The 21,110-nt window shown below is 64.9% G+C and carries 16 protein-coding genes and 2 pseudogenes; 5 read left to right on the top strand and 13 right to left on the bottom strand.

Going from position 1 to position 21,110, the window contains the following annotated elements; all coding sequences use genetic code 11:
* From QM841_RS20565 to QM841_RS20585, 5 genes and pseudogenes are all read right to left on the bottom strand, one after another.
* Positions 1–133: pseudogene (locus QM841_RS20565) on the bottom strand (lipoyl synthase); the annotation flags it as partial.
* Positions 134–201: 68 nt separating this feature from the next.
* Positions 202–1,614: a dihydrolipoyl dehydrogenase gene (gene lpdA / locus QM841_RS20570; RefSeq protein WP_283333359.1), complete on the bottom strand. Its 1,413-nt coding sequence runs from the start codon at positions 1,612–1,614 to the stop codon at positions 202–204.
* 9 nt (positions 1,615–1,623) lie between these two features.
* Complete coding sequence (locus QM841_RS20575; RefSeq protein ID WP_283333360.1) at positions 1,624–3,159, bottom strand: dihydrolipoamide acetyltransferase family protein; 1,536 nt, start codon at positions 3,157–3,159, stop codon at positions 1,624–1,626.
* Positions 3,160–3,161: 2 nt separating this feature from the next.
* Positions 3,162–4,193 carry an alpha-ketoacid dehydrogenase subunit beta gene (locus QM841_RS20580; RefSeq protein WP_105423492.1) on the bottom strand — a complete coding sequence of 344 codons (1,032 nt, stop codon included), beginning with the start codon at positions 4,191–4,193 and terminating at the stop codon, positions 3,162–3,164.
* A gap of 14 nt (positions 4,194–4,207) precedes the next feature.
* The gene (locus tag QM841_RS20585) at positions 4,208–5,173 is read right to left on the bottom strand and encodes a thiamine pyrophosphate-dependent dehydrogenase E1 component subunit alpha (RefSeq protein ID WP_283333361.1); all 966 of its coding nucleotides are present in this window, start codon (positions 5,171–5,173) and stop codon (positions 4,208–4,210) included.
* A 374-nt stretch (positions 5,174–5,547) separates the two neighbouring features.
* Between QM841_RS20585 and QM841_RS20590 the strand changes: the two genes are divergently transcribed.
* Entirely contained in the window at positions 5,548–6,459 is a 912-nt protein-coding gene (locus tag QM841_RS20590; protein WP_283333362.1) for a hypothetical protein, read from the top strand.
* Positions 6,460–6,833: 374 nt separating this feature from the next.
* On the opposite strand, the gene QM841_RS20595 is transcribed toward QM841_RS20590, so the two are convergent.
* The 4 genes and pseudogenes from QM841_RS20595 to QM841_RS20610 form a co-directional block, all read right to left on the bottom strand.
* On the bottom strand, positions 6,834–7,103 hold the full coding sequence (locus QM841_RS20595; protein ID WP_283333363.1) for a hypothetical protein: 270 nt from the start codon (positions 7,101–7,103) through the stop codon (positions 6,834–6,836).
* A gap of 168 nt (positions 7,104–7,271) precedes the next feature.
* Positions 7,272–7,352 (bottom strand): annotated as a pseudogene (locus QM841_RS20600) (SDR family oxidoreductase); the annotation flags it as partial.
* 255 nt (positions 7,353–7,607) lie between these two features.
* Entirely contained in the window at positions 7,608–8,441 is an 834-nt protein-coding gene (locus tag QM841_RS20605) for a MurR/RpiR family transcriptional regulator (RefSeq protein ID WP_283333364.1), read from the bottom strand.
* Between the two features lie 39 nt (positions 8,442–8,480).
* Positions 8,481–8,777: a putative quinol monooxygenase gene (locus QM841_RS20610; protein ID WP_283333365.1), complete on the bottom strand. Its 297-nt coding sequence runs from the start codon at positions 8,775–8,777 to the stop codon at positions 8,481–8,483.
* 72 nt (positions 8,778–8,849) lie between these two features.
* On the opposite strand from QM841_RS20610, the gene QM841_RS20615 reads away from it, so the two are divergent.
* Positions 8,850–10,259 carry an MFS transporter gene (locus tag QM841_RS20615; protein WP_283333366.1) on the top strand — a complete coding sequence of 470 codons (1,410 nt, stop codon included), beginning with the start codon at positions 8,850–8,852 and terminating at the stop codon, positions 10,257–10,259.
* Positions 10,260–10,332: 73 nt separating this feature from the next.
* A complete protein-coding gene (locus QM841_RS20620) occupies positions 10,333–11,658 on the top strand; it encodes a metal-dependent hydrolase family protein (protein ID WP_283333367.1) in 1,326 nt (441 codons plus the stop codon).
* Between the two features lie 414 nt (positions 11,659–12,072).
* Here QM841_RS20620 and QM841_RS20625 read toward each other — a convergent pair whose 3' ends face one another.
* Entirely contained in the window at positions 12,073–13,137 is a 1,065-nt protein-coding gene (locus QM841_RS20625) for an Lrp/AsnC family transcriptional regulator (RefSeq protein ID WP_283333368.1), read from the bottom strand.
* Positions 13,138–13,343: 206 nt separating this feature from the next.
* Between QM841_RS20625 and QM841_RS20630 the strand changes: the two genes are divergently transcribed.
* Together QM841_RS20630 and QM841_RS20635 are read left to right on the top strand one after the other, a co-directional pair.
* Positions 13,344–14,834 (top strand): AbgT family transporter, encoded by a 1,491-nt coding sequence (locus QM841_RS20630; RefSeq protein ID WP_283333369.1) that lies wholly within the window; start codon positions 13,344–13,346, stop codon positions 14,832–14,834.
* Between the two features lie 56 nt (positions 14,835–14,890).
* Positions 14,891–16,117 carry a metal-dependent hydrolase family protein gene (locus QM841_RS20635; protein WP_283333370.1) on the top strand — a complete coding sequence of 409 codons (1,227 nt, stop codon included), beginning with the start codon at positions 14,891–14,893 and terminating at the stop codon, positions 16,115–16,117.
* A 987-nt stretch (positions 16,118–17,104) separates the two neighbouring features.
* Here QM841_RS20635 and QM841_RS20640 read toward each other — a convergent pair.
* The 3 genes from QM841_RS20640 to QM841_RS20650 are packed head-to-tail and all read right to left on the bottom strand — an operon-like array spanning position 17,105 to position 21,105.
* Positions 17,105–18,034, bottom strand: coding sequence for a poly(ethylene terephthalate) hydrolase family protein (locus QM841_RS20640; protein ID WP_283333371.1), 930 nt, complete (start codon positions 18,032–18,034; stop codon positions 17,105–17,107).
* 25 nt (positions 18,035–18,059) lie between these two features.
* Positions 18,060–19,826, bottom strand: a complete 1,767-nt coding sequence (locus QM841_RS20645) for a CocE/NonD family hydrolase (protein WP_283333372.1) — start codon at positions 19,824–19,826, stop codon at positions 18,060–18,062.
* Between the two features lie 43 nt (positions 19,827–19,869).
* Positions 19,870–21,105 carry an MFS transporter gene (locus QM841_RS20650; protein ID WP_283333373.1) on the bottom strand — a complete coding sequence of 412 codons (1,236 nt, stop codon included), beginning with the start codon at positions 21,103–21,105 and terminating at the stop codon, positions 19,870–19,872.
* Positions 21,106–21,110 lie beyond the last annotated feature (5 nt).

Here is a 21,110-nt window from a genome sequence, read left to right on the forward strand (position 1 = left end):
TCTTCGCTCTCGTCTTGATCCAGTTCGGTTTGCGTTCGATCGGAGTCTCCGCATTCCGGATCTCGAGGCGGAGCAGCTTGCGGCCGGGCGGGGCCTGTGGGGCGTCGGACGATGGTCCTGGTGTGGCAGTCACGTGTCGATTCCTGGGGGTGGTTCCGCCGAACCGTGGTGCCGGAGGGTGACCACGGTTCGGCGGGATTGCTACATGTTGATCGGACGACCCAGCGCGGCCAGGACAGATTCGTGCATGGCCTCGGACAGCGTGGGGTGCGCGAAGATCACTTCCGCGAGATCGTCACCGGTGGCCTCCAGGGATCGGGCGATGCCGAAGCCCTGGATCTGCTCGGTGACATCGGGACCGACCATGTGGGCGCCCAGTAGCTCCCCGCTGTCGGCGTCGAAGATGGTCTTGACGAACCCGTCCGCTTCACCGATGGCGAGCGCCTTGCCGGAGGCCTGCAGATCGAACTGCCCGATCTGCAGGGAACGACCGGTCGCCCGCGCCTGGTCCTCGGTGAGGCCGAGGCTGGCAACCTGGGGCCGGGCGTACGTGCATCCGGGCACATAGTCCTTGTCCAGCGGGGTCACGTGCGGGGCGCCCGCCAGCTTGTCGACACACAGCACGCCTTCGTGGCCGGCCTTGTGGGCGAGGCACGGGGCGCCGGCGACGTCTCCGATGGCGTAGATCCCGAATGCGGTGGTGCGGCACCACTGGTCGGTGGTGACGAAGCCGCGGTCGACGTCGACGCCGAGGTCCTCGAGTCCGAGATTCTCGACGTTGCCCTGGATGCCGGCGGCGACCAGGACCCGGTCCACGACGTGCTGTCCGAGGGTCCCGTCCGCCGATCTCACCGTCACGGTTACGGAGTCCTCGTCGACCGTGAGTTCGGATACCGAGGCGCCGGTGTGGATGGCGATCCCGCGCTTCTCGAACTGCCGGCGCACGTGACCGGCCACCGCGGCGTCCTCGACGGGCATGATCTGCGGTGCCAGCTCGACGAGCGTGACCTCGCTGCCCAGATCGCGGTAGAGGCTGGCGAACTCGACGCCGATGGCGCCGGAGCCAATGACCAGCAACGACTTCGGAAGCTCCGGGGGAACCAGCGCGTCGAAGTAGGTCCAGACCCGGTCGCCGTCCGGTGTCACCCCGGGCACCGACCGCGGGCGCGCACCCGTGGCCAGGATGATGTGGTCGGCCCGGTACTCGGTGAGCGGCGACGCCGAGTCCGGGCCGCCCTCGCGAACCCCCACCACGCCCTTTCCGGTCAGGCGTGCGGTGCCGGTGATCACGTCGATACCGTTCTTCTTCATCAGATATCCGATGCCGTCGGACAATCGGCCCGACACCCCACGGCTGAATTCGACCAGTTGCGCCATGTCGAATTCCACACCGCTGGTGGAGAATCCGAGGGGACGCAGATTCGCCAGCGTGTGGGCCACGTCGGCGCCGTGGAGAAGCGCCTTGGTGGGAATGCACCCCCAGTTGAGGCAGATACCGCCGAGCCGGTCCCGTTCGATCACCGCGGTGCGGAGTCCGTGCTGCGCGGCACGGATGGCGGCGACGTAGCCGCCGGGGCCGCTTCCGATCACCAGGACGTCGTATTTGTCAGTCATCAATACTCCCTAGACCAGCATCAACGCGGGTGACTCGACGAGGCGCCGCAGTTCCTGCAGGAACGTCGCGCCGAGGGCGCCGTCGATCACCCGGTGGTCGCACGAGAGGGTCACGGTCAGCACAGTGCGGGCTTCCACCCGGCCGTCGACGACGACCGGCCGTTGCTGCCCCGCACCGACGGCGAGGATTGCGCCCTGCGGTGGGTTGATGATCGCGTCGAATTCGCGCACACCGAACATGCCGAGGTTCGAGATGGTGAACGTGCCGCCCTGGAACTCCTCGGGGGTCAGCTTGCCGGTCTTGGCTTTCGTCACCAATGTGTGGACCTCATGGGAGATCTCGGCGAGGCTCTTGCTCTCGGCTCCGTGAACGATGGGCGTGATCAGTCCCGACGGTAAGGCGACGGCCACCGAGATGTCGGCGGCGGAGAATCTCAGCACCGACTGGGCCGCTTCGTCGAACTGGACGTTGACGTCGGGTACCTTGCGCAGCGCCGCCGCGCACGCCTTGACGACGAAGTCGTTGACCGACAGCTTGACCGAGGGCACGGTCGCGTTGATCTCCTTGCGCAGTGCGAGGAGATTGTCGATCTCGAGGTCCACGGTGAGGCGGAAGTGCGGAGCGTTGCGCTTCGATTCCTGCAGACGCTGCCCGATCGCCTTGCGCATCGAGTTGAACGGGATCGTCTCGAACTCGGGTGCCGCGTGCTGCGGGGCGTCCGCTGCGCCAGTGGACGCCGCCACCGGATCGGGAAGCAGCCGGAACGTCCGTTCGGCTTCCCGGACGTCCGCCTCGCAGACGCGTCCCCGCGAACCGGTGGCCCGGCAATCGTGCAGATTGATGCCGAGGGACTTCGCCAGTCGACGCGCCACCGGTGTCGCGTCGACACCGCCGTCGTCCTCGGACGAGCGTCCGGGCACACCCGATCGGGTCGGAGACGGTGCTTCCGCGACGGTTCCACCCGCCGACCGAATCGCGTCGTGGACGTCCGCGACGGAGATCCGGCCCTCGCGGCCGGTCCCGGTCACACGGCCCAGGTCGATCGACAACTCACCTGCCAATCGGCGGGAGTGTGGTGTCGCGAACACGTCACCCTTCGTCTGTCCCCGTAGCGAATCCGGGACGGTGGTGGTGCCGGGAGTCCTCGTCGACTCCTGCGCCGCCGGTGTCGACCGTGTGGATGTCACGCACGGTTCCTCGGGGATGAGCTGTCCACCCGGTGACCGCTCGGGCTCGGATGCGGAGACGTGATCCGTTCCGAGGCCGGTCAGGAACTCCTCGATCTCGGCGTCGGAGACGGCCGCGTCGGCCGACACGGCCAGGACCGCACCCACCGGCAACGTGGCACCGGGCTTGGCGACGATGCGCCGCAGCGCTCCGTCGAACGGCGCCTCCAACTCGTTGGTGATCTTGCTGGTCTCGATCTCGCAGATCAGATCACCCTTCGAGAAGGACGTTCCTTCGTCGATCAACCACTCGGTGACGGTGCCCTCGTCCATGGACAGGCCCCATTTGGGAACTTCGATCAGTTTGATGTCACTCATGGTCAGGCGGTCACCACCTTGCGTACCGCGGCCTCGATGCGTGCCGCGTCGGGAAGCCATGCCTGTTCGAGCACGGGGGAGAACGGCACCGGGGTGTGCGGTGGGGTGACCAGTTCGATCGGTGCCTTCAGCGAGCCGAACGCCTTGGTGGCGATCAGCGCTGCGACGTCGTGGCCGAATCCGCATCGTGCCGCGGACTCGTCGACGATCACCACCCGCCCGGTGGACGCGACGGATTCGAGGATGCCCTCCTCGTCGAGGGGTGAGACGGTCCGCGGGTCGACCACTTCGACGGAGATGCCCTCCGTGGCAAGTTTGTCGGCGGCCGTGTTGGCGGCATTCACCATGGCCGAGAGCGCGATGATGGTGACGTCCGTGCCCTCCCGGGTGTAGTTGGCTACGCCGAACGGGATGGTGTACGGCTCGTCGGGCACCTCGCCCTTGAGGTCGTACAGCGTCTTGTGCTCGCAGAACACCACCGGGTCGTCATCGCGAATGGATTGGATGAGAAGGCCTTTGGCGTCGTACGCGTTGGACGGGGCCACCACCTTGAGGCCGGGGACCGCGGCGAACACGTTGTACGGGGACTGCGAATGCTGCGCCGCCGCCGAGAATCCGGCGCCGATCATGCCGCGCACCACGAGTGGGGTGCGGGCCTTCCCGCCGAACATGTAGCGGAACTTCGCGGCCTGGTTGTAGAGGGCGTCGTAGCAGACCCCGAAGAAGTCCATGAACATCAGTTCGGCGACCGGACGCAGCCCGGTCAACGCGGCGCCGGCCGCCATGCCGATGATCGCGGACTCGGTGATCGGGGTGTCGATGACCCGGTCGGAACCGAATTCGGTCCACAAACCCTTGGTCACACCCAGCACACCACCGAACGCCTCGAGCTTCCCGGACTCGAGTTCCGGGTTGGTCCCCGCCTGACCACCACGCAGATCCTCACCGATCTGCACTACCGTCGCATCGCGTTCCATCTCCTGGGCGAGCGCGGCCTTGATTGCTTCGCGGTACGTCGTCTTCGACGTTGTCATTTCTGTTCTCACTCTCAGTACGACACGTAGACGTCGGTCAGAAGGTTTGCCAACGGCGGATACTCGGCTGTTCGGGCCTTCGCGACGGCGTCGTCCACGCGGGCTCGTGCGTCGGAATCGATCGCGTCGAGTTCCTTCGCGGACACCTTCCTGCTGTCCGGGTGATTGCGGAAGTTCAGCAGCGGGTCTTTCGTCTTGCGCAGTTCCGCGACCTGATCCGCGGTGCGGTACAGCTGCGCGTCACCTTCGAAGTGTCCGTGCCAGCGGTACGCGATCGCCTCGATCGACGTGGGTCCGCCTCCCATCCGGGCACGCTCGACGGCCTCACGGGTCGCCTCGTACACGGCGAAGAAATCGGTCCCGTCGACGGTGACGGCGGGCATGCCGAAGGATGCCGCGCGGGAGGCGATGCTGGGTGCGCCGACGGCGTAGTCCCGTCCGGTGGCCTCACCGAATCCGTTGTTCTCGGTGACGAAGATGATGGGAAGGTCGAGCACGACAGCCATGTTCATGGCTTCGAAGACGGTTCCCTGGTTGGAACCGCCGTCGCCGGTGAACGACGCCGCGACGCCGCCGTTTCGGAGTGTCTTCGCGCTGAGCGCCGCGCCGATGGCCAGGGAGGGTGCCCCGCCGACGATGGCGTTCGCGCCCAGCATGCCCACGGACAGGTCGGCGATGTGCATGGAACCGCCCTTGCCGTGGCAGAGGCCGTCGTCCTTGCCGAAGATCTCCGCCATCATCCCGTGGAGGTCGCACCCCTTGGCGATGCAGTGCCCGTGGCCGCGGTGGGTGGATCCGATGTAATCGGTGTCCTGCAGGTTCTCGCACACGCCGACGGCAATGGCTTCCTGACCGGAGTACAGGTGAATGAAGCCGGGGATGTCGCCGGTGGCGTTCTCTTCGTGTAGGCGGTCTTCGAACGCTCGGATCTCGGACATCTTCCGATACGCGCTCAGTAGCGAGTTCTTGTTCAGCGCCATTGCACTCCCTTGGTTTGTCCGTTGTCGCCGGCTACGTCGAGCCCGCTCCGATCGCGCCGCGGCGTCGGAACGGTTCGTGCCTCGTGTAACCCGGGTCATGAATGTAGGGAGATATGACGTGCGCAATATACGTTGCAGCCGATTGCAATGGTTCGATCGAGGGATGCGAAACAACGACGCGGTCGAGGTTCGTCGAAAGCTCGTCAGGGTCAATATTCCGAACGTGATCGCCGCCCTTGATGGCGGCACTCGGGTCATCGAGACCGAGGTGAAGGACTCGTAGTCGGGAGGGATTGACACGGCATTGATCACGGCGCTTGACTGGAACGCAAGCTGGTGTGGGCTCGCCCGATGGTGTTCCGGGAGGTTGACGTATGCGCGGCACAGGGTTAGCGGGTCCGGGCCATCGACGCGGAGCAACCTCCCCTCGCAGGACCATCTCGGTACTGGCACTGGTGGGAGTGTGCATTTTCTCCCTGACGGCGACCCAGACAGCCAGCGCAGACCCGGCAGCGGCAGACACCGTCGACACCGGGTTCGCGATCCCCTTCGCCGGGGCACCCGGCTACGAGAGCCTGGCTCCGACGCAGGTGACCAACCCTGGGCAGCTCAACCAGCCACTCGGTCAGCAAGCGGCGGACGAGATTGCCGGCCAGGTGGGGCTCACCAGGGCCGACGCGTTATCCGAACAGCAGTATCGCGACCTCCTCAGCGGCGGCGGAGTCGGCGGCAGCCGCGAAGCCGCCGAGGTGATCGATGCATGCGCCCAGATCCTCACCAACACGAACGGCCGTCCCGTGTATTCCAACGTCGATGGCCACCCCACACCGTCGGTTCTGGCCAGCTACGGGCTCTACGTGAACACCAGCGGACTGCTGGAGAGTCCGGCCAACGCGGACGCCCCGACAAGGCAGGTGAACTCGTTGATCGCTCCCGGTGGGTTCGTGGGCACCTGGTTGAGGAACAACGATGCGACAGGAACCTTGATAGCGCTCTACCGGTCGGCGTACACGGTGCAAGCGGTCTACGGCTTCGCAGCGCAACAGATTTCGGGCGCAGCTCAACTGGTGACGAACACCAAGGGGGGTGTGAGTTCGGAGGTAGGCATGTCGATGGCGCCGCCGCTCTGGATAGTGAATTTTGCCCTGCTCTACATATTGAATCCTTCCCTGGCGGCCGCGATGCCTGCCCACTGGACTCCCATCCCGTCGCCGGTCGCCGACGCAATACACTCGAGCCCCACCGGCCAGGTTCCTTTCAGCGACTATGCGTCCTACTTCCAGTGATCCACAGGTAGAACGGGCTGTGATCGACCGCGCAGAGGTGAGCTGGCGGAGGGAGCTGCCGTTCTCGGCCATCGGGTGACCGCCTGCGCCGATCCGCCGAGGTTGACCCCGACGCCGGGAATCGCAGTGGCCGAGGCGAACGGGGTTCCCCCCCGGGGGTCTCGTCATCGAACTTCGATCCGGGACACACTCGAACGGATTTGGGTTCTTCAGAACTTCCCGAAAGCGTCGAGGTTGGCGAACACCTCACCAGCCATGAAGAGGTTGGTATCGGCAGTCTCGTTGGGCCAGCGCGAAATATGGGGAGAAGCGGAACTGCCGATACGTGGGGCCGATCCCGCCACCGTGCGGCGTCATGAACCGTCGGCATCATCTCACCACGTTGTGGGTGGCGACCATCCTCTCGCCCTGAGCGACCCGTTGACCTTCACGGTGCCGAAGGCGCCATCCATCCTCAGCCAGATGTACTCAACCACAACAGAATTTCCAGTGTTGCCGATGAACCTCGGCACGCCGGGACAGAACACGCCGAGGCACGCGTCGATATGATTGGTTTGCGAGCCGAATGGCAGATGGAGACCGGTCTTCGCGGGCTTGGCCTCGAATGGCGCGATGCCTTCGACCGCTATCTCGTTGTCGTTCATCAGCGTGACGATTCGATGTGCGCAGGGAAGATTTGGTGGTGCCGTCGAGTTCAGGCAGAGCTCTCCCAAGATTCGAAGCCGACGCGACCAACTCCGTGTCGGCGGGGTCCAGGGGATGCTTCTGCAGGGTCGATGCCGCGGGATATCCTCCGAGTGGTGGTCGCGGTGTTATCGGGACAGCCATCCACCGTCGACCGACAGGGCGGTGCCGGTGACGTAGGAGGATGCGGCCGAGGCGAGGAAGACGGCTGCGACGCCGACGACGTGGCGGCGTCACGGTGGCCGGGGTGGTGGACCGCAGGGCTCGGATCACGTCCGCGGTGATCGGCGGCTGCGACGGATCGCAAGAGGTACGTGAAAACTCGCTGCCCAGCCCTCATCAGACCGGCGTCGAGACCGTTCTTTCCCGCAGGTTTGCCGAAAGGTCTGGGACTCGAAGGTGGGCAGGCCGTCAACCACCATGGTCGAAATGGTTGATGGCTGAGGTGAATTGCGTGCGGCGCCCTAGGGGTGATCGTCCATGAGGTCGAGAGTTTCCCAGGCCTGTTCGATGCGTCCGACCGAGGAGCGTGCACCGGAGCTTTCGAGCTGGGCGAGGATGGCATGCACGACAGCGACCATGGCTGTCAGCGACGGGGTCGCGTTGATGCCTTCGATCGGGGTGATCACGACGTGGTCGGCGTACGCATTGAGGGGAGACGAGTGCAGGTCGGTGAGAACGGCGATGGACGCGCCCCTCTCGCGTCCAAGTCGGGTCAGTCCACGCAGTGCACGAGTGAGGCGCCACACGTTGATGACGATGAGGCAGTCACGTTCGTCCATCTGCGACACCGATACTGCCTGCGACGTTGCGGGGCCTGCCGCGACGTGGATGTCATATCCGTAGATGGATGCCAGGTAACTGAGGACCTGAGCGGGGCCTGCCCCGGATCCGGTGGTGATCACGACGATGCGGCGAGCCGCGTTGATCGCCTCAGCGACGCTTTTGATGGCAGCGATGTTGGCCGCGGACGAGGCGGTGGCGAGGTTTGCCGCGTCCTGCCTCAGCATTTGCGCGGCGGCATCAGTTGACATGGGGCGCTCGGGGCTCGTTGTGACGAGTGAGGTGAGGTATTCGGCGCGGAGCGCCTTCTTGAGGTCGCTCCACCCCTCGAATTCGAGTTGTTGGGCGGTCCGCACGACGGTGGAGACATTCACCCCGGCGCGCTCGGCGACTTCGCGCGCGGACGCGTAGGAGGCGAACTGCGGCATTTGCGCGAGAACCTGGAGGACCCGGTCTGCCTGAGCCCCCAGGGTTGCACGTTCCGTCCGTTGCGCGAGCATCGTCCCAACCGTCACCTCGGAGCGCCTCTTCCACTGGATCTACGACATGGGCTTTCAAGTGTCGATGGCGACCTGAAACACCTCGCTGGTCGCTGTCACGCTATCACCCGCAGCGTCCAGGATTCCTTGCGAGAACTCTGATCGTGCGGGGGCTGCCTGCCAGGCCTCGTACGCGGACGTATCAGGCCATCGCGCGACGACGACCACGGTGCCGGGATCGTCCGATGTCACGCAGAGCTGGGCCGATACGGCTCCTGACTCCTCGAGTATGCGAGCCCTCGCGTAGTAGCGGACGACGTCGCCGCTGCGTTCCCGGGGCACGTGAAGGGTGAGGATCGTGAGCACGCTCATGAAACAAAGTGTTGCACAGATCACCGTCATGCATCTAATGTTGCGCCGCAACGACGGTGAACGGAGATCGACATGACCACCTCTGCGGGTGCGACAGAAACGCAAAACGCTGCCCTCCTGGCGCGACTGGATGATCTGGAACCCGGGAAACCTCACCGGCGTCTGATGTTGATGGGCGGCCTCGGCTACACCTTCGACTCGTTCGACGGCGCCCTCATGGGCTACGCGCTCTCCGCGCTCATCATCATCTGGCACATCCCCGCCGAGGTCGGCGGATGGCTGTTGTCGTCGATCTTCTTCGGGTATCTGGTCGGCGCGCTGGTTGCCGGTGTTCTCGCCGACCGCTTCGGTCGACGGAAGTTGATGATGACGTCGCTGCTCATCTTCTGCGCGTGCAGCCTGCTGATGGGCACCGCGACCTCCCTGCCGGAGCTGTTCATCTGGCGTGCGCTTGCCGGTATCGGAATCGGGGCGGAGACCGCGCTCATCGCCCCTTACATCTCCGAGTTCCTCCCCGCTCGTGTCCGCGGCAAGTTCGTCACCAGGACCGTCGGGTTCCTCGCGTTCGGCTACGTCCTCGCCGGATTGGTCGCTCCGTTGGTCATCTCTCCCCACCCCGCGGTGGGATGGCGGATCGCCGCGGTCCTCTGTGCGCTTCCGGTGGTCCTGCTGCTGTGGTGGCGACGCAAGCTCCCCGAATCGCCCCGCTACCTGCTGGCCAAAGGCCGGATCGAGGAGGCGGCCGACGTGGTCGAGAAGATGGAACGCGAATCCGGCGTCACGCCGGCGGGGGCTCCACCGGTCACCGTCGACACCGCGAAGGGTGCTGCATTCGCATCGCCCCCGGTTGCCCCGCAGCGGGGTGTGCTCGCTCCGCTGGCCGGATTGTGGACAGGAGGATTAGCCCGCACGACGATCATGATCTGGCTGCTGTGGTTCATTCTGATCGGAGTCAACTACGGATTCTCCTCGTGGCTTCCCTCGCTTCTGGTGCTGGAGAAGGGAATCACGCTGACGAATTCCTTCCTCATCGCTCTCGTCACCTCTCTCGCACAGATTCCCGGCTACTACGTCGCCAGCGTGCTGATCGATCGGATGGAGCGGAAGTGGCTCCTCGCCGTCTACGCACTCGGAGCGACGAGCGGTGCGATCGTCGTGGCTTTCGCCGACACCACGCCGGTCCTCGTGCTCGGTTCCGCCCTGCTGGCGGCGTTCACGAATGGGGCGGCTGGCGTGTACTACACGTACACCGCGGAGCTCTATCCGACCGCGGTGCGTGCCACGGCCATGGGCACAGCCTCGGCCGTGGGCCGTCTCGGAGCGATCACCGCACCGATCGCTATCGGCTACCTTTTCGCGCGCATTGGATGGATCAACGTGTTCCTGGTCCTGGTGGGCGCCCTGGTCCTGGCCGTAGCCGTGGTGGTGGCCTTCGGCGCACGCACCTCGGGCCGCAGCCTCGACGTGCCCGCCGTCCACTGACACCCATCGAGCGGCGGCTGAGGACCGCTTCCTTGCCGCCGCGTCAACTATCGAGAACTTTCAAGGAGACGCCATGCGCACTCGGGTAGTAAACGCCCACACGCTCGAACCCTCGACGGGAGAGCGTCAGAAGAATGTGTGGATCGACATCGCCGACGGGCGGATCGCCGCCAGCGGTGCGGGGCAAGCCCCGGCAACGGCCGGTGACATTCGAGTCATCGATGCGGGCGGGGGCACCGTCATGCCCGGCTTGGTCGACGCCCACGTGCATATCCTGGTGACCTCCACAGATGCCGCCGATCGCGCTCAATGGACGCCGGGCTACGCGACGGTGAGGGCGTTGCGGTCGGCGGGCGACATGCTCCGTCGTGGGTTCACCACCGTGCGCGATGTCGGTGGTGCCGACCATGGCATGGCACGTGCCTTGCAGGAGGGCCTGGCCCCCGGGCCGCGGCTGATCTTCGGCGGCAAGGCGCTTTCGCAGACAGGTGGGCACGGCGACTTCCGCTCTCTCAACGACGACTCGCAGCCCTGCTGTCAGCTCAAACCGGACTTCGGACGCATCGCGGACGGCGTCGATGCCGTGCGGCACGCGGCCCGCGACGAGTTCCGTAAGGGCGCGCATCATCTCAAGCTCGTCGTCTCCGGAGGGGTCGCGTCCCCGACCGATGAGATTTCAGCAGTTCAGTACACGCCGGAAGAGATACGTGCCGCCGTGGTGGAGGCCGAGAATCACAACCGGTACGTCACGGTGCACGCCTACCACCCGCGCGCGGTGAACCAGGCGCTGAAGGCCGGGGTGCGATGCGTCGAGCACGGGAACCTCATCGACGACGAGTCGATCCGTCTGCTCGTCGAACAGGACGCCTTCCTGGTACCGACGATCATCACCTACGAGGCGATGTACGAGGCCGGTGCGGCGTCCGGCCTCTCCGCAGGATCACTGAAAAAGCTCGACGAGGTACGCACCGCGGCCGTCGCCGCGCTCGAGCAGGCCCACCGGGCAGGAGTGAACCTGGTCTACGGTAGCGACCTGCTCGGTGACCTGCAGACACGCCAACTCGACGAGTTCACCATCCGTGCGCGCGTCCAGCCGAACATCGATGTGATACGCAGCGCCACCAGCACCGCTGCGCGCCTTCTCGGTATGGAGCGAGAGATCGGCACCCTCGCCCCGGGCGCACTCGCGGACCTGCTCGTGCTGGACGGCGATCCGGAACAGGACCTCGCGGTCCTCACTACACCGGAGCGGCACCTGCGTTATGTGATCCACGGCGGCACCGTCACCGACATCGCCACAGCTCGGCCGCAGTACCGGGCGGCCGATGGGATCTGCTCCGCAACAGCGATGACGCACGCGCACGAAATTCCGGGTCGGATCGCCGCCGAAGCTCGATAGGTTCGAAGAGGAGTGGAGATCCGTAGTGAGTGCCGGCCGACTGGTCGTCGCCTCGAACCGACTGGTCGTCGCCTCGAATCGGTATGGGGTAGGTGAGGCCATGGCTGTGTGGCGGACGGGGCCGCAAACGAGTCCGATTCGCGAGGATGGCATGACCGCGGCGCGGACCCAGTCGGCAACGGGCTCGGCGGCGAGGGCATCGAACGTGCCGTCGAGGTGTATCAACGCCAGACCGTGCACCAGCGGCCGCACCGCATCTGTCATCGCGCCCAGGGGTAGTAGGAAACGTCGGCTGCACAATAGATTTGACCTACTCGCGGGTCGCCGCTGTCGCGGCCGCGCGTTCGGCGGGACGAATGCCGGTGGCGCCGGACCTTCCCGGCGATCTTCGAGCGAAGGCCGCAGCAGTGCTGTTCAGTCGAGGTTGCCGACCGATCTCGGGTCGGCGATGGCATCGTTGACCGACGGAAAGTTCAGGGCATCGTCGAGAAGTCGCACCCCGTCTCGGCGAATCCAGTACCGCTTGAGGACTCGTTGGACCATGGAGACTTCGATGTGGTTGATTCCACTCAGGCTAGCCAAGTCGTCAGTTATCAATCGCTCGACGTCCTGCTCGGAACGGAAGCTTCCGATATAGGTCAGTGATGCTGTTCCCGCCACCGTCGCGACCGATCGTGCCGAGGGATGCTTGCTGAGTATTCCGGCGATGGTGGTGAGTTCACCGAGTTGGACGGTCAGATTGATCAGCGCGTCGATGGGGAAGCCGATCAGCCCGGGTTCGATTTCGACGCGGGGCGTCACGATTCCCCGGTCGAGGAGACCCAGGAGCACCCGGTACGCAGTCGACTGCGGAAGGTCGAGGGCCCGCGCGACCTCGGTCGCCCCGATCCGTCCGTTTCGTCGCACGAGGCGTGCCACCCTCCACGCTTCTTCGGTCAGTGTCGCGGACTGAACCGTCTCGGAAACACGAGTGCCTTGGAGACGATCGCACTGTTCCCGGCTGAGTCGATTGAGCCGCCATTCCGCTGCTGTTCTGTGGGACTTGAGGACGGTGTCGGTGCGGCTGGAGACCAGGCCGTCGAGGCCGCTGAGTGTATCGATCAGCAGATCCGCACCATCCGCGCGGTTTCGCGGTTGAACGATTGCAAAGATGTCGCTCGGCCCGGTGGTGATCGCCACGTACTGCGTCTGCTCCAGCTGCGAGACTTCGGCCGCCAGCGACGCAACCAGTTTCGGTTCCGCGGACATCCACACATAGCGTGGCGGTACCTCGTCCAGGGCGGACCAATTGATCTGGGCGACCACCCGGAGGTGGCCGTTGTCGATGAGGCGATTCAGGCGTCGGCTGACCGTCGCGGCACTGACGCCGAGAACCTCGGCGAGGTCCCGGACGCCGGCACGCGGTGACCACTGCAGTGCGGCTATGAGGTCCAGGTCGGTTTCGTTGATGCCTTCGTCGAGGCGTTCGTGGTCGGGCACACCGTCGATCTTAGTGGAGCGCGTGTCGATGCCCTACTCAGTCAACCAGACTGTCATGACTGAATGATGCACTAATTGACTACCAGAGGGTTGACGTTTCTCCAAAGGTCGATAAAGTTGCTGATTGTTGCATTCGAAAGGGTGGAGGAAGCGTGCAGATTGTTGACCGACGCGACGGGCTCATGACTGGAACCTTGATGAGGTTCATGTCCACTGTCGAACGGGTGGGAAATAAGCTTCCACATCCGTTCTGGCTGTTCGGGATTCTCAGCCTGGTCCTGGCTGCGGCATCTGCCCTGCTTGCTGCCTTCACGGTGAGCGTTGCAATGCCCGGGAGCGGAGACACGGTTGCCGTTCGCAGCTTGGCATCGTCGGACGGAATCACGATGGCGCTGAGCACTGCCGTCGAGAATTTCGTGACCTTCCCGCCTCTGGGAAACGCGCTGGTCATCATGATCGGGGTTGCGGTCGCGGACAAAGCCGGACTCCTGAGTACTGCACTGCGTGCGGCGGTGCTGCGGGTGCCGCCCAAGATGGTCACTTTCGGGCTGGCCTTCACCGCCATGATCGCGCATGTCGCGTCCGATGCTGCATATATCGTGTTGATTCCGTTGGGCGCCATCGTGTATCGGGCAGTTGGTCGCAGCCCCATCCTCGGTATCGTGGTCGCGTTCGTGTCGATATCGGCCGGCACGGATGCCAGCCCACTGATAACTCCGACCGACGTCATCTTGTCCGGCCTGACCACCGCGGCCGCGCACACAATCGACTCCGCGGTCACAGTCGGGCCGGTCGCGAACTACTACTTCTCCCTCGCCTCCTCAGTAGTACTTGCCCTGATCATCACGCTGGTCGTCGAACTGTTCATCGCCAAACGCGTCGAACAAGACGGTTACGACCTGCCTGCCGAGACCGAGGACGAAATCAACGCGCGCGGCCTGACCGCGGACCAGCGGCGCGGGTTGCGTAACAGTGCGGTGTGTACCGCCATACTGCTCATGCTGATCGGGTTGGCATTGCTCCCGTCCGGGTCACCGCTGCGCGGAGAGGGCGGCGCACTGCTGGAATCCCCAGTGGTATCCGAGATTGCAGTCGTGTTGTCGCTGATGTTCGCCGTCACCGGTGCCATTTACGGCATGGCGGTGGGAACGGTGCGTACCAGCCGCGACATACCCGAGCTGATCACGGCGGGTCTGCGCGACATCGCGCCGATCGTGATGTTGTTCTTCGCAGTGTCCCAGTTCCTGGCGTACTTTCGATGGACCCACATCGGCGAGGTCATCGCGGTGCAGGGCGCAGGCCTACTGAAGGCCGCCGATGCGCACACCCTGGTGATCGCGGCCGGACTACTCATCCTCGTCAGCTTGATCAACTTGATCATTACCAGCGGATCGGCGATGTGGTCATTGATCGCACCCATCTTCGTGCCGATGTTGATGCTCCTCGACATTCCCCCGCAGACGACACAAGCGCTGTATCGCATCGCTGATTCATGCTCAAACGTCGTCACACCCATGGGTGTCTACTTCATCCTGGCCCTGGGATTCGTCCAGCAGTACCGCAAGAATGCCGGAATCGGAACCCTCGCCGCCATGACCGCCCCGATAGCGATGGCGATGTTCCTCGGCTGGGTCCTGCTGTTTGTCATGTGGTGGATCCTCGGCATTCCCCTCGGACCCGGATACCCCGTCCGATAACCGCCCCGCACGCGCCGATCGTGGCGCGCAGCCTCACCTCGAAAAGGGAGAAACAGGTGTCATACCTGCTCGTTCGCAACGGAAACGTGCTCACCGAAGACTGCACGGGATACGCCTCGGTCGATCTACTGTCCCGGAACGGACAGATCGTAGAAATGGCTCAAGGCATCGAGCCACCGCCTGACTGCGCCGTAATCGATGCGCGTGGCCGGTCGATTCTCCCCGGTTTCGTGGACTGCCACGTCCATTCCACCGCGGTCACCGCCGACACCACGTTGCTCAGAACGCTGCCACCGAGCTACGTCACCGCCGGCGCCACACAAATCCTCGGAAACATGCTCGCCCGCGGGTTCACAACCGTCCGCGATGTCGGGGGCGCCGACTTCGGTCTCGCACGCGCGATCGACGAAGGACTGATCCGCGGCCCGCGCCTGATCTTCGGAGGAAAGGCACTGAGCCAGACCGGCGGCCACGGCGACAAGCGCTCCCCAGGAGTTCAGGCATCCGACGACCATCCCTACTGCGGTGGATCCTGTCGTGTCGTCGATGGCGTCGAAAACGTCCGCTTGGCGGTCAGAGAGGAACTACGCCGAGGCGCCAGCCACATCAAGCTCATGGCATCGGGCGGTGTCGCCTCGCCGACCGACCACATCAACTCGACTCAGTATTCGATACCGGAACTGGAAGCGGCTGTCGCAGAAGCAACCGCCGTCGGCTCATACGTGACCGTCCACGCCTACGCCCCGGCCGCCATCAACCGAGCACTACGCGCCGGAGCTCGCTGCGTCGAACACGGCAACCTACTCGACGATGACAGCATCGTCCTGCTGAAGGAACTGAACGCCTACCTTGTGCCCACTCTGGTCACCTACTGGGCACTCGAACGCGAGGGTCGCGAACACGGACTTTCGGAAACCAGTTGGCGGAAGGTCGCAGAAGTGCTCGAAGGCAGTATCGATGCTCTGCGGCGAGCCTCGGACGCCGACGTGAACATCGCGTTCGGGTCAGACCTCCTGGGAGGCATGCATAAGTATCAGAGCGAGGAATTCCGCATCCGCAGCAAGGTGCAGTCACCGACTCAGATCATTCGCTCCGCCACGACAGTCGCGGCACGTCTGCTCCAAATGCCCGACAAAATCGGAATTCTCACACCCGGCGCCTACGCCGACCTGCTCATCTGGGATGCGGATCCCCTCGGGGACGCAGTCGTATTGGCTCAACCGGATCGCTACCTCGACGCCGTCGTCAAAGATGGTCAGCTCGTGAACCGACCAGACAATTAAGAGCGGGTCTCATGTGGGTGGATCGCGCGCAGCCCCCCCACAACCGCGCGCGCGGGTGTCGCCCGGCAGGCCGCCGCGCCACACCGGTAACCCTTCAGTGCAGGGCGGTTTGGAGGGTGTCCTGCGCCAGCTTCTACGGCCCAAGGGCTGCCTTGGGGTCCGGTCGCGGGTGTCGTACGGCTGACCACGTCATCTCCGCAGCTCAGCGCCGGAACGGACGTCTGAAACACCCGAGATGGGCCTGGATGACTGATGCGTGGAGAACGTCGTGTCCGTTGAAGATCAGTTCGACGGTGTTGGATGCGTCGGCCGCGGACAGCGAGATTCGGTTCGCGTGGACGTTTGGGCCGTCGGTGGCGTCCATGAAGAAGGTGACAGTTTTCTGTGCTCGCGTGTCGCATGCGGTGACACCGATGCGTCGACGAGGCCCCATCCGGTCACGAACGTGGATGGATGGGTGGGCGGAGGGGTGTTCACCTATAGCGAGCGATGATGCGGGCCTTGGTAGCTCCACGAACTGACTGACCAGTAATCACACGCAAGAGGGACCTCAAATCACACCTGATCCGGCTTGCTGCGGGCAGTTCCGCACACTTGACTCTCATGAGCCGCCGATGAGGCCGCGCGGGGGAGTGGACTGCCTCACCGTCGTGTCACCGGAGGTCTGCACACCTCACGGCTGAAGAGGGGCCTGTAGGTCTCTGCCAGTATGTGGGGTGAGTGACGTAGAAATTCATTACGTGCGACTAAGTCGACACCGCAGCTCAGTACACTTTTGCATTGCACGTTCGGGATGCACCACCCCGCTCTGCGGAGACACAGCGGTCGCGTCGGTGTCGGCTTACAAATCGCCGATCACGTCGGTCATCAAGCGCGACCGCCCTCCGATGTACCGACCCTTGCCGGGAACCGCACGTTGGCGATTGCCGGCGGAGGGTACGGGCCTCGAGCCCTGACGTCGATTGCGGTACGCTTCGGCACCACCGTCTACAGGTTTTTCGTCTGCACTGCCCATCCCGGCTCCGTGCACAATCCGCAGTCCGTGCCGACGAACTGCTTCTTCGTCGGTTCGCTGTTGTGCAGGGTGTAATCGAACCAGTCGGCCACCATGCCGTAGCCGGCAATCATCATCTGCGCGCTGGTGTCGGTGCCGCTGAGCCCGTAGGTGAGGCCACTGTGCCCGGCGGTCTCCTGACTGACCAGGACGGTGGGAACGGTGAGCAGGTCGAAGTTCTCGACGCTGTTTTTCGTCGCCTGGTCCGCCGGCCCGCCGTTGAACAGCAGTGTCGGCACCGTGATGTCGTTTAGCGCGTTCCGCTCGTACCCGAATCGCTTATTGGGGAAGAAGCCGGTGTTCAGTCCCGCTACCGATTTCACGCGCGGATCCGCCGCGGCCAGGAGCGCCTCGACGCCGCCGCAGGACGTGCCCATGACCCCGATCTTGTCGCTGTCGGCCTTGTGGCCCAATTGTTCGGCCGCCTCGTCGGAGTCGACGGCCCAGTCGATGGCATCGGTCAGCCGATCCGGTCGCGCGAGGGTGTCATCGGGGAGCTGGTCGACCGGCAACTCGTCGAGCGCACCGTTCGCGATCACGATGTAACCTTGCGCGGCCACCCCGCTGAGGAAGCTGGTGACCGCGATGTTGCTGGTCCGGCAGCCCCCGTTGGCCCACGCGAGGACGGGCACACTGCTGTCGGGGAACGCACTCAGGTCAGCAGGATGGTAGACGGTGTGCCCGTCGAGTCCGTTCGTCCTTTCCCGCACCGTCGCGTGGTAGTCGTCCCGCGATGAGGCGGCGGCTGCGGGTTCCTCCGCCGACGCCGTAGATTCTGCCGAGGAGCACCCGGTCAGGGCGAGGCCTCCCAAGATTGACAATCCGGCCAGCGCGGATACCGCCCGTAGATGGTTGTAGCGCATATTGTCTCCTTCAAGTCTGAAGTGGTCAGGACTGAGCGACGGGAAGCTGGACGAGCGACGGGGAGCTCGGATCGGACACGATCTCGACGGTCGACCCTTGTGCATCGGGCAGCGGGATCGTCTCGCGGTGGTCGTAACCGGTCACCGTGACCTGGATGCGGTGGCCGGCGCGGAACACGTACGACATCGGGAGGATGTCGAACCGCATCCGGGTCGCCTCGCCCGGTGTGAGCGGTTGCGCGTCTTCCCGGTACGACCGGTGGAACGGCACTTCCGCGGGAAGTTCGTACGGTGCCTCGGTCTCCGCGCGCAGCGATGCGGTGAGTCGGCCCTCTGTGATCACGGAGACCGTGCCGTCCGGTGCGACATCCTCGATGTAGGCGAAGATGTGGGCGTCGTCGCGGTCAACGCGCACGGTCACGTCGGCGATCGGGGTGCCGGTGACCTCCGTGTCCTTCTCGAGTGCTGCCCCGACGAACGAGGCCCCGGCGCCGGGGACGTGGCAGGGCTGGACGGTAGAACCCTCGCCGGCGTCGGGGCACTCCACTACGGTGTCGACCGTGAATCGCGATGTCCCGGGCGCGGTGGAACCCAGGACGCCGTCGCCGCCGAGGGCGAAGTCGGTGAGCCCGGACGAGGTTGGTGGCCACGATTCGGCTGTGCGCCAGCCGATGTCACCGGTGGGGTCGTCGATGGAGTCCACTATGGCGTATCGGATCGGGGGTGCTTCGTCGATGCCGGTGTCGATGCCCTTGAGGTGAAAGTCGAAGAACCGCTGCGCTTCCTGAACGAGTGCCAGACCAGGGTTCTCGCAGTGCCGCCAGGGACCGATCAGCAGCTTCGATCCGGAGGTGTTCAGTGCCGTGACGATGCCCTGGTCGCGGAATTCGTCGCGCCAGCCGCCGACGATGTACAGCGGCACCTGTGACTCCCGGATTTGATCGGCGTAGGTGCTCAGGCTGCCTTCGGCCCAGAAGCGGGATCCCACCAGCGTCGAGTAGTCGTCGCGGTAGGGCATACCTGCCCACATCTGTGCGAGCGGGGTGGAGAGTTGGTGCTGCTCGGCGGCTTGGCGCAGGAGAGTCTTGTCGTCGTCGCCGGAGACCGGGGTCAGTGCAAGATCGTCCTCTACCTTGCGTGTGGGGCCGTATCCCCACTGTGCGGCGATGCCGCCTCGGCGCATGGCGTCGTACTTGTTCCACGAGAAGCAGCCCGCGAAGGCCGCCTTCAGGTGTGGCGGACGCATGCTGACGGCGTGCATGGCAGCATCGCCGGTGTTCGAGCAGCCGTAGACCCCGACCTGCCCGTTCGACCACGGTTGGGTGGCGAGCCACTCGGTGACGTCATAGGCGTCCTGCGCCTCCACGCGGTCGTGGTATCCGCGGCGCACCCCGAACGACTGCCCGTTACCGCGGCGTGCGACCTGCGCGACGACGTAGCCCTGGTCGGACATGGACGTGAGGTTCGAGTAACCGGCCTCTTTCGGGCCGACACCGTCCTTCGGGCTCGGATAGATGTCGAGCTTGTGATGCCAGATCACCGGGAACCGTCCGTCGACAGCCTGCCCGTTTTCGGCCGGCCTGTGCAGCAGGACCGCCAGCTTCGTTCCGTCGCTCATCGGAACGTAGAACGTCTCGGTGGTGCGCTCGGTGAACTGCGGGGTGGGCGCGTACTCGGCAAAATCTGCTGCAATCTCCCCACTTTCACCGATTCGTGGCACGACCACCGCCAGGCCGGCCACGACGGCAACTGCGATCAGACCGGCGAGAAACCAGCGAATTCTCGACATCATTTCCTCCGAGGACGTTGCGGGAACGCGTCCAGCCGGCCGAACGTCAGCTTCGGGCAGGACGCTTGTCGTCCGTGCGAGTGCGCGGACGGGTAGTGCGCGGCGTGCGCGCGAGGACCGCACCGCACACCAGACAGGCGAGTGTTCCGACGGCCATTGCCCAGCGCGCGGACGCACCGTCGACGATCGAACCGGCGATGATCGCCCCGACGGGGGCGACACCGACACTGCTCATGGTCAGCAGCGCCGAGGACCGGCCGAGAAGATGGGACGGGCTCAGGGTCTGGACGGCACTGCCCAACGAGCTTTGGAATGCACCCAACCCTAGACCGATAATGGGTGAAACAACAAGGAAAACAACAATATTGGGAGACAGTGCCGCGCAGGCCAGCGCGCCGCCGAGGACCATGGTGGCGAGTGCGACGACGCGGAGACGCACCTGGGCCAGCGTGGAGACGACGAGTCCACCCACGACCGCGCCGACCGCATTGAGTGCGTGCGCGGCACCGAGCTGCGGGGCACCGGCGTCGAGGCTGATGGTCACCATCGCCGTGACGACCACCATGAAATTCATCGCCAGCACTGTCACCGCGACGTTGGTCGCGAACAGTCTCCGCAACGTCCGGTCGGCCAGTAATGTGCCGATGGCACTGCGCGCTTCGTCCGAGTCGGCGGGTCGAACGGGACGCGCCACGAACCGCTTCGCGTTCATCGAACACATCGCCAGGATCACGAATCCGTAGGTCGCGGCGTTGATGCCGAAACACGTGGCCGGACCGGCCACTGCGTAGGCGATGCCGGCGATGCCCGGGCCGATCGACCGGGCCGCCGACAGGGCAACGGTATTGAGCGATACCGCCACCCCGAGTTCACGTGCTCCGACGAGTTCGAACAGGAATGCTTGGCCCGCCGTGCGGTCGAACGCCTGCACCACCCCGGAGAACGCGACGATTGCGAGCAAGATGGGAAGGTGGTCGATGCCGGAGCTCGCCGCAAGAGCGAGCATCGCCGCGGCGAGCGAGGACAGTGCCGCGGTGACGAACAGGATTGACCGGGGACGGAACGTGTCCGCGGCAGCACCGGCCACGGCGGAAAGCAGCAGGATCGGTGCGAACTGGCATACCGTGACGAGGGCGAGTGCGCGGGCGCTCTCGGTTTCCTCGACAATCCACAGGCTCAATGCCAGGTTCTGGAACCAGACACCGGTATTGGAGGCGATCTGGCCGGTGAAATAGAGGGCGAAGTTGCGCCGACGGAGCGGTGGCGGGACGAGGGAAGCCATCGGGG

Source organism: Rhodococcus sp. IEGM 1307 (assembly GCF_030056915.1).
Classification (GTDB): Bacteria; Actinomycetota; Actinomycetes; order Mycobacteriales; family Mycobacteriaceae; genus Rhodococcus_F; species Rhodococcus_F opacus_D.

What these genes read in the sequence shown, in the direction of transcription:
- lpdA (WP_283333359.1), bottom strand. Translation starts at nt 1,614, where the DNA reads ATGACTGACAAATACGACGTCCTGGTGATCGGAAGCGGCCCCGGCGGC.
- QM841_RS20575 (WP_283333360.1), bottom strand. Translation starts at nt 3,159, where the DNA reads ATGAGTGACATCAAACTGATCGAAGTTCCCAAATGGGGCCTGTCCATG.
- QM841_RS20580 (WP_105423492.1), bottom strand. Translation starts at nt 4,193, where the DNA reads ATGACAACGTCGAAGACGACGTACCGCGAAGCAATCAAGGCCGCGCTC.
- QM841_RS20585 (WP_283333361.1), bottom strand. Translation starts at nt 5,173, where the DNA reads ATGGCGCTGAACAAGAACTCGCTACTGAGCGCGTATCGGAAGATGTCC.
- QM841_RS20590 (WP_283333362.1), top strand. Translation starts at nt 5,548, where the DNA reads ATGCGCGGCACAGGGTTAGCGGGTCCGGGCCATCGACGCGGAGCAACC.
- QM841_RS20595 (WP_283333363.1), bottom strand. Translation starts at nt 7,103, where the DNA reads ATGAACGACAACGAGATAGCGGTCGAAGGCATCGCGCCATTCGAGGCC.
- QM841_RS20610 (WP_283333365.1), bottom strand. Translation starts at nt 8,777, where the DNA reads ATGAGCGTGCTCACGATCCTCACCCTTCACGTGCCCCGGGAACGCAGC.
- QM841_RS20615 (WP_283333366.1), top strand. Translation starts at nt 8,850, where the DNA reads ATGACCACCTCTGCGGGTGCGACAGAAACGCAAAACGCTGCCCTCCTG.
- QM841_RS20620 (WP_283333367.1), top strand. Translation starts at nt 10,333, where the DNA reads ATGCGCACTCGGGTAGTAAACGCCCACACGCTCGAACCCTCGACGGGA.
- QM841_RS20630 (WP_283333369.1), top strand. Translation starts at nt 13,344, where the DNA reads ATGTCCACTGTCGAACGGGTGGGAAATAAGCTTCCACATCCGTTCTGG.
- QM841_RS20640 (WP_283333371.1), bottom strand. Translation starts at nt 18,034, where the DNA reads ATGCGCTACAACCATCTACGGGCGGTATCCGCGCTGGCCGGATTGTCA.
- QM841_RS20645 (WP_283333372.1), bottom strand. Translation starts at nt 19,826, where the DNA reads ATGATGTCGAGAATTCGCTGGTTTCTCGCCGGTCTGATCGCAGTTGCC.
- QM841_RS20650 (WP_283333373.1), bottom strand. Translation starts at nt 21,105, where the DNA reads ATGGCTTCCCTCGTCCCGCCACCGCTCCGTCGGCGCAACTTCGCCCTC.